The organism is Niallia sp. (genome assembly GCF_031978665.1).
Classification (GTDB): Bacteria; Bacillota; Bacilli; order Bacillales; family Cytobacillaceae; genus Niallia.
In genome coordinates, this window is record NZ_DALZDK010000048.1 from 1 (window position 1) to 12,081 (window position 12,081).

The following is a 12,081-nucleotide window of genomic DNA, read 5'->3' on the forward strand; positions in this document are numbered from 1 at the left end:
TAGTTATAAAACGATTATTGTTGACGTTTGTTTGTTCAGTTTTCAAAGAGCAATCTCATAAGAGACAACTTTTAAATAATACCACATTAACCATTATTTAGTCAACATGTTTTTTAAAATCATTTAATGTTCTCTTGCTGACTTGTATTATTATAGCAACGTTTAGGCCTGTGTGCAATAGTTTTTTTATTTTTTTTTTAAAAACTAAGTACTTTTATTTGTAGTATCCTTTTTTCTATTCTCCTTTTTTTTGAGGGGAATCCCTTCTTCCTAAATTAACAGATAGAATCCCCTACCTCGAAATGAAGTACTACATATACTTAATATCCAAAGCTTCACCTTATCAATATTCTAAAATCTCTTCTATAAATAAATGTCTATTTTTTTCTAGATCAAGAATCAATTCATTTTCTACTGTTCTAACTAGCGGTCTTGTTGGAGTATTACTTATAAACAAAATTTCTGCTTTTTCTCCATTTGATAATCTAATTTTACTCCCTGTTGTAAACTGGGTAATAGCATTACTTAATGCTTGTAAAACAGTTAAATCAAATTTCCCGAAATGATCCTGGTGCATTTGTTCAATTACACGAAAAGGAGATTGTTTCTTCCGATACAATCTTTCTGATGTCATTGCATGAAATGTATCAGCTACAGCAATAATCTTAGCAAAAGCATGTATTCTATTATCTACATTCCCCATTGGATATCCACTTCCGTCTATTCTCTCATGATGTTGATAAATGGCAAGACGAGTCTCATTTTTTAATAATGTATGCTCTGGAATGATTTCTAAGCTGTATCTTGTATGTTTTTTCACTTCATTAAACTCTTCTTCTGTTAGAGGATCAATTTTATGCAGTAATCGTTGATTGATCTTAGCCATTCCAGCATCGCTTAAGCAACCAGCTAATGCTACTTGAATCATATCTCTATAGCTATAGTTCATTTTTTGGGCTATAAGTGCACTGATAGCGGCTACTGCAATGGAATGCTGATATAGATACTCGCTTTTGTTGGATAAGTGATAAAGAGAAAATATTTCTTTTGAAACACTTTCTAGCTCTTCTAATAACGGTAATAGGATGTTTCTAATATTTGCTATATTTACAGATAAGCCAGATTGCCATGAGATAAATTCTTTTTTATATAATTGAACTGTTTGTAAAAAAAGCTCTAAAAAATTACTTTTCTTTTCTTTTTTCGTTTGTTTAAGAATAGTTGAACTAGCTTGAGTGATTTTTGTACCATCTATTTGCGTATTTTCGATGGCAATTTTCTTTACTAAAAAAGCCTTCAATATCTTAATATGTTCCTCCGCTAATACTGTTTTTGCGGTTATAATCGGTCTATTTGTTCGAATATAGATATCTTCTGCTAAAATACTTCCAGGTTTTAACTCTTCCGCATTTATAATCATTTGAAACCACCTTTTTAAAAACGGACTTTCTTACTATTTTAATGTATTTTTTTTGAAATGTAACCTACTAAATTAAGACTATTCACCTAAAACTAAATTTCACTTTTGTTTTTTATGATTTTTGTCTTCTGGTTAATGAACTCTGTTAAAAGCAAGACATCATTTTTTCTAAGGCGTGGTTTGAAAAACAATAATCTTTTAGAACAAGCTTTATTTAAAAAATAAAAAAGAGATGTCTTATAGGTTTCCCTTAAGACATCTCTAAAATATTATTCGTCTGAATCCGAATCATTCTCTAAAGACTCTTGTGTTTCTTCAGAAAGCTCCTCGACTACCTCTTCTTCATCCTCTTTTTCTACAATAGCAACAGTTGCCACAAATTCATTTTCATTTTCGTTTAATTTAATTAATCGAACACCCTGAGTGCTTCTACCCATAGTTGAAATATCACTTACAGCCATTCTGATTAAAACCCCACCTGTTGTAATAATCATTAAATCTTCTTCATCTGTAACAACCTTCATAGATACAAGGGTTCCATTCTTATCTGTGATATTACACGTTTTAATACCTTTTCCGCCTCTACCTTGAACTCTATATTCATCTATCGGCGTTCTTTTTCCGTAACCGTATTTGGTAACTACTAGAATTTCTGAATTTTCCTCTAGGACTTCCATGCCTACTACTTCATCATCAGCTGAAAGAGTAATCCCTTTTACTCCAGTTGCCGTTCTACCCATAGAGCGTACATCTGTTTCTGGGAAACGAATCAGTAAGCCGTTTTTCGTTCCAATAATTATTTCCTTTGATCCATCTGTTAGGCGTACAGAGATTAACTCATCGTCCTCTCTTAAATTAACAGCGATTAGACCATTGTTTCTTATATTGGCAAACGATGATAACGGAGAACGTTTAGAGATTCCTTCTTTAGTAGTAAAGAACAAGTACCAATCATCTACAAATTCAGAAACTGGGATAATTGCATTAACCCACTCATCCTTTTCAACGCCTAATAGGTTAATGATTGGAATACCTTTTGCTGTACGACTGAATTCTGGTATCTCATATCCTTTCAATCGGTATACTTTCCCTTTATTCGTAAAGAATAGAATGGTATCATGGGTGGATGTTGAGCTTAGCTGTTCAACGAAATCATCCTCATTTGTTCCCATCCCCTGAATTCCGCGTCCACCACGTCTTTGTGCTCGGTAAGTAGAAGCTGGTAGTCTCTTAATATAACCATTATGAGTTAACGTAATGATTATATTCTCTTCTGGAATTAAATCCTCATCTTCGATTGTTTCAATTCCGCCGGCAACAATTTCTGTACGGCGAATATCGTTAAATCGTTCTTTCACTTCTAAAAGCTCTTCGCGAATAATATCCAAGATTTTTTCTTCATCTGCTAGAATTGCTTTTAATTCAGCAATTAACTTAACCAATTCTTGATATTCATCCTCAATTTTTTCTCTTTCTAAACCGGTTAATCTTTGTAGACGCATATCTAGAATAGCTTGAGCTTGTTTCTCAGAAAGATTAAAATTCGTCATTAATCCTTCACGCGCAATATCGGTTGTACGAGAGCTGCGAATTAAGCTAATTACTTCATCTAAGTGATCTAACGCAATACGCAAACCTTCTAATATGTGTGCCCTTGCTTCTGCTTTTCTTAATTCAAACTCAGTTCTTCTACGGATAATTACTTTTTGATGATCTAGATAATACGCTAAACATTGTTTTAAGTTAAGTACCTTTGGTTGCCCATCTACTAGTGCAAGTAGATTGATACCAAAGCTCGTCTGCATAGCGGTATGCTTATATAAGTTATTTAATAAAACATTAGCATTTGCATCTTTTCGTACCTCAATAACAATACGCATTCCAGTACGGTCAGACTCATCTCGCAAATCAGTGATGCCATCAATTTTCTTATCACGAACTAGTTCTGCAATGCGCTCTACTAGTCTTGCTTTATTGACTTGATAAGGAATTTCTTTAACAATAATAACTTCCTTACCACTAGGCTTCACTTCAATTTCTACTCTTGCTCGTAATATAATAGAGCCTCTACCAGTTTCATATGCTTTTCTAATTCCACTTCTACCAACAATCATTCCATACGTTGGAAAATCTGGTCCTGGTATAATCTCCATTAATTCTGGAATGGTAATATCTGAGTTTTTACTAACTGCAAGAACACCATCAATTATCTCTCCTAATTGATGTGGAGGAATATTAGTAGCCATCCCAACTGCTATTCCGCTTGTACCATTTACAAGTAGATTTGGGAAACGAGAAGGTAATACTACTGGTTCTTTCTCTTCTCCATCAAAGTTTGGCTTATAATCAATGGTATCTTTATTAATATCCCGTAATAGCTCCATTGCTATTTTGGACATTCTTGCTTCTGTATAACGCATCGCCGCAGCTGAATCACCATCTACAGATCCAAAGTTACCATGTCCATCAACAAGCATATAACGATAGTTAAAATCCTGGGCCATACGTACCATTGTCTCATAAACTGCACTATCACCATGTGGATGATACTTCCCGATAACTTCTCCTACTATACGCGCTGATTTCTTAAACGGTTTATCTGAATGCATCCCAAGATCATGCATGGCATATAAAATACGTCGGTGTACTGGCTTTAGGCCATCTCGCACATCTGGAAGCGCACGAGAAACAATAACACTCATTGCATAATCTAAAAAGGAATCACGCATTTCTTTACTTATATTTCTATCTTTAATTTGAGAATTTGGCATATCAGCCATGGAAAGGAACCTCCTTAAGAAACAATTAGATATTCTTTTTCGATTTTTAAAGCGCAAACGCCTTGCTCACCGCTGTACAAATTGGAAGGACGTATTCTTTCGATGAAGTCACCATTAGCTTTTTCGGGTTGACTCACGCAAAAGAGATGTCCTAAAGTTTCTTAGGCGGTAGGCACTAGACACCAAATTGACTTCAAAAACCTTATACTTTCTTAACTGGTGAAAAAGTAAAATCTAATCGAATTCCTTATAATTAATAGGAATAACTAACTTCTAAAGAAATACACAAGGTGCCAATTTAATCAGCACCAAATTTCTTTCCCTATCTTTTAAACATCTAGATTTTTTACATAAGTTGCATTCTCTTCGATAAAGTTTCTACGTGGCTCTACTTTATCTCCCATCAGCATTTCAAATGTTTCATCTGCTTCAATCACATCATCTAAGCTTACCTGTAAAAGCACTCTTTTTTCAGGATCCATTGTTGTATCCCATAATTGTTCTGCATTCATTTCTCCTAATCCTTTATAACGTTGAATATTCGGCTTAGGATTAGCTGGCAAAGTACTTAGAACTTGTTGTAATTGTGCATCACTATAGGCATATTCAAGCTTTTTTCCTTGTTTAATACTATATAATGGCGGCTGTGCAATATAGATATAACCAGCTTCCACAATTTTTCTCATATAACGATAGAAGAAGGTTAACAGCAGTGTTCGAATATGCGCTCCATCAACATCGGCATCTGTCATAATGACAATTTTATGATATCTTGCTTTTGATATATCATAATCGTCTCCGATTCCTGTTCCGATTGCAGTAATCATGGAACGAACTTCATTATTGGACAAAATTCGATCCAATCTCGCTTTTTCTACGTTAAGAATTTTCCCTCTCAACGGAAGAATTGCTTGGAAATGACGATCTCGACCTGATTTGGCTGAACCACCAGCAGAGTCACCCTCTACAATGAATAGTTCGCTTATTTTCGGATCTCTTGAGGAACAATCTGCCAATTTACCAGGTAAGCTTGAAACCTCAAGTGCACTTTTTCTACGAGTTAATTCCCTTGCCTTTTTCGCTGCAATTCTTGCTCGTAAAGCCATTTGACCTTTATCAACAATTTTGCGAGCTACAGTAGGATTTTCTAAAAGGAACTTCTCCAGATGTTCTGAAAAAACAGTATCTGTAATTGCACGAACTTCTGAATTCCCTAATTTTGTTTTCGTTTGCCCTTCAAATTGTGGATCTGGATGTTTAACAGAAACAATTGCGACAATTCCTTCCCTTACATCCTCACCAGAAAGATTTGTATCTGACTCTTTTAGTAAACTATTTTTTCTTGCATAATCATTAATTACACGAGTAAGAGCTGTTTTAAATCCTGACTCATGTGTTCCACCTTCATGGGTATTAATATTATTAGCGAATGAAAAAATATTTCCTGTATATCCATCATTATATTGGAATGAAATCTCAACATTTATGCCGTCTTTTTGTCCTTCAATATAAATCGGTTCTTCAAAAAGGACTTCTTTATTTCGGTTTAAATGCTCCACATACGATTTTATACCACCCTCATAATGGTATTCTTTCTTTTTCTCCATCCCTTCTCGCGTATCTTCAATGGTAATCCGAATATCGCGATTTAAGAAAGCAAGCTCTCTGATACGGTTGGCTAAAATTTCAAAATCATACTCTAATGTTTCCTTAAAGATCTCACCATCTGGTTTAAAACGAGTAGTCGTACCAGTATAGTCTGTTTCACCGATTATTTCTAAATCAGCAACCGGCACACCTTTTTGATATTTTTGGTAATAGACATTTCCATCACGATGAACAAAAACCTCTAATTCAGTTGAAAGAGCATTTACTACAGAAGCACCAACACCATGAAGTCCTCCAGAAACTTTATAGCCACCACCGCCAAATTTTCCTCCGGCATGAAGAACGGTCATGATTACTTCTACAGCAGGTCTTCCCATTTTCTCCTGAATACCAACAGGAATTCCGCGACCATTATCTTTAACAGTAATACTATTATCCTTTTCAATGATGATATTAATCTCATCACAGAAGCCAGCTAATGCCTCATCGATACTGTTATCGACAATTTCCCACACTAAATGGTGCAGCCCTCGGCTACTTGTTGACCCGATATACATCCCTGGTCTTTTTCTTACAGCTTCTAGGCCTTCTAAAACCTGTATTTGACTTTCATCATAAGATTGTTGTTCAACTGGATTTTGTTCCGTTGACATATCGATCACCTAACTTTCCATTAACATCGAAAAATTTTTACATTGTATTTCGCATCCATTAGTACTCTTGAACAGTTAACTGGACCGTTCGTTTTTTTAACGTATTAGAAGCAATCGGTGAAAAATAGATAGTATCCTTCGTAATCACAATAGATTTATAAGATGAACTTTTCCCATTAGTCATTGCTTTTTGCCGTTCTAAAAATTCTTTTGAAATAGGAGAGGACTCTACTGTTTGTTTATCTAATATAGTTATAATTTCTGAAGTTCGTACAAGAATATTTTCCCCAATATGAACGTACACTTTTTCACCTCAAAGCTATTGAATCTCTTTAATCGTTCCTGATTCAACCTGAAAAGTCGCTGCTTCTTTTAACGTATGATGGTCTATACCATCAACGCTAGTTGTCGTAACAAAAGTTTGCACTTTTCCTTGAATGGTATTTAACAAATGAGATTGACGATAATCATCCAATTCAGAAAGTACATCATCTAAAAGAAGAATAGGATATTCACGTATTTCTGAATAAATCAGTTCAATCTCCGCCATTTTAATGGACAACGCAGTCGTTCTTTGCTGTCCTTGTGAACCAAAGGTTTGAACATCTCTATTATTCACATAAAACAGCATATCATCACGATGAGGCCCAAATAAGGACATTCCTCGATCAATTTCTCGTTTTTTTAGATTCTGAAATTTTTCTTCGTATACACTCTTCATTTTCGACAATTCCTGATCTTCTGATACATCAACAGAAGGTTTATAGCGAATTTCTAGTGTTTCTAGGCCGCGTGATATCCCTTTATGAATAGGAACTGCCCACTTTTCCAGTAAATGCAGAAATTCAAAACGCTTCGCTACCACTTTCACTGCCATATCTATAAATTGCTCTGTTAAAATCTCAAGCATGGTATGATCGGTTTGTTTATTTGTTTGTAGTTGTTTTAAGTAGGTATTTCGCTGGTGTAGAATTTTTTGATATTGGCCCATATCATGCAAATATATGGGGGATATTTGTCCAATTTCCATATCAATAAATCTTCTTCTAATTTGCGGGCTGCCTTTTACTAAGTTTAAATCTTCTGGTGCGAACATGACTACGTTCATATTGCCAATATATTGACTCAATTTACGCTGCTCTATATGATTAAATTTTGCCTTTTTTCCTTTTTTGGCCACAACTAACTGCATGGGGACTTTCCCATGTGCTTTCACTAATCTACCTTCTATTTTAGCATACTCTTTGTCCCAACGAATAAGTTCTTTATCATTTGAGGTCCGATGTGATTTTGCCATGGCTAGTACATAGATAGATTCCATCACATTCGTTTTCCCTTGTGCATTTTCTCCTAAAATCACATTCACTTTATTCTCAAAAGAAATATCCAGTTCCTCATAATTCCGGTAATTTCTTAAAAGTAACTCATCAATATACATTTGGTTTCACCCTTTTTACAAAACAGTGTACTTGCCAAATGAAGGAATATTTATTTCATCACCACTTCTTAATTTTCTTCCTCTGCGCTGATCCTGTTCCCCATTAACAAATACCTCATATTCTCCTAGGAACCATTTAGCCATTCCACCTGATTGTATTAACTCTGCTACTTTTAGAAATTGACCTAACGTAATATAATCCGTATCAATCTTAATTTGATTCTTCATTTTTTCACTCTCTCAACTTTAATCGTATCTTTCTATTCTACTAAATAATTAATTGATACACAAAGAAAAGTGTAATATTTCTATAAATAAGTAAGTAATATTCTAAATGTGTGAGATAAAAACATGATTTCACAACATTTATTAGACCAATTGCATATTCATGCATATGGTGAACATAAAGAAAAATGGGTGTTCACTAAACAGAACACCCAATACTTTTAATAGGTTCTAACCGGTAATATAAGTTGTAAAGTGGAATCGTCATTTGTCGGATGAATCACAAATGGTCTCATTGCTCCAGTAAAACTAATTTTAACTTCAGATCCTTCAAGAACCTTTAAAGCATCCATCATAAATTTCGCGCTGAAGGATATCTTTAATTCTTCTCCACTAACAGATTCACTTACTAATTCTTCAATAACTTTTCCTATCTCAGGAGTGAAAGAAGAAATTTCAATTACATTTTCACCCATTGTCGAGAATTTAACGACATTATTCCGACCTTCACGAGCCAGTAAAGAGGCACGGTCAATCGATTGAAGAAATTCCTTTGAATTCACAATAATATCCGTTTTGCTTTCAGTTGGAATTAAACGATTCGTATCAGGATAATTCCCTTCTAACAAACGAGAGAAAAATAGAATATGCTTTGTTTTAAATAAAATTTGATTTTCTGTAACAACAATTTCAACTGGTTCATCATGATCGTCCAAAATACGATTTAGTTCATTTAAACTTTTCCCTGGAATAACAATGTTAAATGATTGCTCTGCTTCTGTTTCGATTTTCGCCTTTCTTAAGGCAAGACGGTGACTGTCTGTTGCAATACAGATCAACTCGTTGTTTTCTATCTTCCAGTTTACACCTGTCAACACCGGGCGTGTTTCTGAGGTGGACACCGCAAAAACTGTTTGTTTAATAATATTTTTTAACAAATCTGTAGGAACTTTAATGGAATTTTGTTCCGAAATTTGTGGTAAATGCGGATATTCTTCAGAATCAAGTCCATTTAAATTAAATTCTGATTTTCCAGAACGAATGGTTGTTTGTAAATTATCAACAACTATTTCGACTTGGTTGGTAGGAAGCTTTTTTACAATTTCACTAAAAAACTTCGCTTGTAAAACAATGGAACCAGTTTGTTGGATCTCCACTATTTCTTGCTCATTCTCTTCTTTAGGAATAAAAGATTCGATAGAAATATCTGAATCACTTCCAGTTAATGTTACTCCTTCTTCACTTGCAACAATTTTAATACCAGTGAGGATAGGAATAGTTGTTCTACTAGTAATTGCTTTCATAACATCTTGAACACTTTGAACAAGATGTTCTTTTTGGATGACGAATTTCATTAATTAATCCTCCGATTGAATAATTTTTAAATAGCAGTTCTAAATGCGTATTTTAATAATATATTTTTTTAAAAAAATAGTAGTAACAGTAGTAGGTCCTGTTAGTATGTGGATAACTAGGTTTAGGCAAGGAAACACAGTCTATCAACATGTGGATAGACTGTGTTTAAAGTAAGACAAGTTATACACATTATTCTATCTAAATTTTTAAGAGTTCGTTTATTTCTTTTAATTGTTTTTGAAGAATCGAATCAGTTACAAGCATTTTTGATATTTTTTCATGGGCATGGATAACAGTAGTATGATCTCGACCACCGAATTCTTCTCCGATTTTTGGTAAGGAAAAATCGGTTAATTCTCTCGATAAATACATAGCGATTTGCCTTGGGAACGCAATTGATTTGGTCCGTTTTTTTGCTTTAAAATCCTCTAACCTGATACTAAAAATCTCACCAACAACCTTTTGGATATCATGGATTGTTATAACTCTTGGTTTAGAGCTCGGTACAATATCCTTTAATGCTTCAGCTGCTAAATCAGCATTAATATCTTTATTAATTAAAGAAGAATAAGCAACAACGCGAATAAGGGCACCTTCTAGCTCACGAATATTTGTATCAATCTGATTAGCAATATAAAGCATGACTTCATTTGGAATGTCTAGCCCATCAGCTTTAGCTTTTTTCCTTAAAATAGCGATACGTGTTTCTAAGTCTGGTGGTGTAATGTCTGTAATAAGTCCCCATTCAAAACGAGAGCGTAAGCGATCCTCTAATGTTGGAATTTCTTTTGGAGGACGGTCACTTGAGATAATAATTTGTTTGCTTTCCTCATGTAGAGTGTTAAATGTATGGAAAAATTCTTCTTGCGTTGATTCTTTTCCCGCAAGAAATTGAATATCATCTATTAAAAGAACATCTACATTTCGATATTTATCACGGAATTCCGCACCTTTATTGTCGCGGATACTATTGATAAATTCATTTGTAAATTTTTCGGAAGATAAATAAACCACTTTAGCAGATGGATTATGATCTAGAACATAATGACCGATTGCATGCATTAAGTGTGTTTTTCCAAGTCCAACTCCTCCATAAATAAATAGAGGATTATATGCTTTTGCAGGTGCTTCTGCAACAGCAAGGGAAGCTGCATGGGCAAAGCGATTGCCAGATCCAATTACAAAAGTATCAAAAGTATACTTAGAATTCAAAATGGTTTGCTCTGTAACTTCCTCTTCTTTTTTCTTATGTTTTGTAGAAATTTGCTGATCAAATTCCTCTTCTTTTTGATTTTGAGGAATAATAAATTTTACTAGGAGCTCTTCTCCAGTAATTTCATAAAGTATTTCAGCAATAAGTTGAGAGTATCTCTCTTCTAACCAATCTCGCGCAAATTCATTAGGTGCTGTAACAACTAGAAGATCTCCCTGCAAGGAATGAGCCTTTGTAGGCTTAAGCCATGTATCAAAACTAGGTTTGCTAATCTTTGTTTCGATCGTGCTCAATGCAGTATTCCAAAGATCCGTTATATTTTTCAAGTTATCCTCGCCTCCTTTACCTAAAGTTAAACGTTCTTAGCGTTATTATTCATACTAGTTAACGATCTATCTTAAAACATGCAGAAAAAGACATATACCAATGTGAAATTTTTTTGGATAATCTCTTGTCCATTTGCAAAAAAATGAACAAAAACAAAAAAAGAGCCTTAAAGCCTTAAGATAAAACCTCTTTAATACATACTTCTACTAAAAAAGAATAGACCAATCGATGCAATAATCGCTTATTGGATTTTCTCTCGCAACAATGGCTAATCAACTTAAATAATTTTTACAAAAGAACATATTAATTTACTATGTTTCTTTATCCAAATCGTCAAATTCCATAGATAGGATTTTCAAAATATAGATTTTAAACAAAATATTGCAGCCTTGTCATAGCAATTATGCAAGAATCACAAGGAGCTTATCCTTTTCTTATGTGGAAAAATATATTATAAGGAAGATTAGTGGTATTTCGACAGTATCCACTGATTGTGGAAAACTCTGTTCAGACAATTAGAATAAGATGTCCACAACTTATCCACAGATTGTGGATAAAAGAGTTATGCACAGATTTTATTCAGATGTGAAAACAAAACTATAATATCAAAAATTCATAAGAACTGCAATGCTTTTTAATATCTTATCCACAAGCTAGTTAGGTTGTTAGTAATAAATGTCCACAAGGTATTAGTTTGTTGAAAAGTTGTAAATAACAATTGTGGAAAAAATATTCACGTCGAAATTTATCCACAATCGTCGAAAAGATAGTAAAAACGATGTGAAATTTATTTGCGCTATTGAAAAAGCAAAGCGGAAAAATAGAATGGATTGATACTGAAATTTAGAGAAGAATTTTTCGTAGAATACCCAAATTGGTAAAAATTATTCGTTAGGAAAAAGAATAGTTGGGAAGGATATGAAGTAGAATATAAAATTATGTGGTATACTATTCTAATGACCTTAGAGATAGAGAGGGAAGATCACTATAGTAATGTGATCTATAAATAAGATAAATAAAAAATGAATAGTTGACAATTAATTATCTATGTTTATATAATT

The 12,081-nt window shown here is 33.8% G+C and carries 8 protein-coding genes; all 8 read right to left on the bottom strand.

Going from position 1 to position 12,081, the window contains the following annotated elements; all coding sequences use genetic code 11:
• Positions 1-343: 343 nt before the first annotated feature.
• The 8 genes from RTL21_RS20880 to dnaA all read right to left on the bottom strand — a co-directional run bounded on the left by RTL21_RS20880 (position 344) and on the right by dnaA (position 11,019).
• Entirely contained in the window at positions 344-1,420 is a 1,077-nt protein-coding gene (locus tag RTL21_RS20880) for an HD-GYP domain-containing protein (protein WP_312098756.1), read from the bottom strand.
• 269 nt (positions 1,421-1,689) lie between these two features.
• Complete coding sequence (gyrA, locus tag RTL21_RS20885) at positions 1,690-4,200, bottom strand: DNA gyrase subunit A (protein WP_312098758.1); 2,511 nt, start codon at positions 4,198-4,200, stop codon at positions 1,690-1,692.
• Between the two features lie 329 nt (positions 4,201-4,529).
• The gene (gyrB, locus tag RTL21_RS20890; protein WP_312098760.1) at positions 4,530-6,461 is read right to left on the bottom strand and encodes a DNA topoisomerase (ATP-hydrolyzing) subunit B; all 1,932 of its coding nucleotides are present in this window, start codon (positions 6,459-6,461) and stop codon (positions 4,530-4,532) included.
• Positions 6,462-6,519: 58 nt separating this feature from the next.
• Positions 6,520-6,765, bottom strand: a complete 246-nt coding sequence (gene remB / locus RTL21_RS20895; protein ID WP_312098762.1) for an extracellular matrix regulator RemB — start codon at positions 6,763-6,765, stop codon at positions 6,520-6,522.
• A gap of 15 nt (positions 6,766-6,780) precedes the next feature.
• Positions 6,781-7,899 carry a DNA replication/repair protein RecF gene (gene recF / locus RTL21_RS20900; RefSeq protein ID WP_312098764.1) on the bottom strand — a complete coding sequence of 373 codons (1,119 nt, stop codon included), beginning with the start codon at positions 7,897-7,899 and terminating at the stop codon, positions 6,781-6,783.
• A gap of 15 nt (positions 7,900-7,914) precedes the next feature.
• Positions 7,915-8,127 carry a S4 domain-containing protein YaaA gene (gene yaaA / locus RTL21_RS20905; protein ID WP_312098765.1) on the bottom strand — a complete coding sequence of 71 codons (213 nt, stop codon included), beginning with the start codon at positions 8,125-8,127 and terminating at the stop codon, positions 7,915-7,917.
• Positions 8,128-8,345: 218 nt separating this feature from the next.
• Positions 8,346-9,479 (bottom strand): DNA polymerase III subunit beta, encoded by a 1,134-nt coding sequence (gene dnaN, locus RTL21_RS20910; RefSeq protein ID WP_312098767.1) that lies wholly within the window; start codon positions 9,477-9,479, stop codon positions 8,346-8,348.
• A gap of 199 nt (positions 9,480-9,678) precedes the next feature.
• Complete coding sequence (gene dnaA, locus RTL21_RS20915; RefSeq protein ID WP_312098769.1) at positions 9,679-11,019, bottom strand: chromosomal replication initiator protein DnaA; 1,341 nt, start codon at positions 11,017-11,019, stop codon at positions 9,679-9,681.
• Between the last annotated feature and the right edge of the window lie 1,062 nt (positions 11,020-12,081).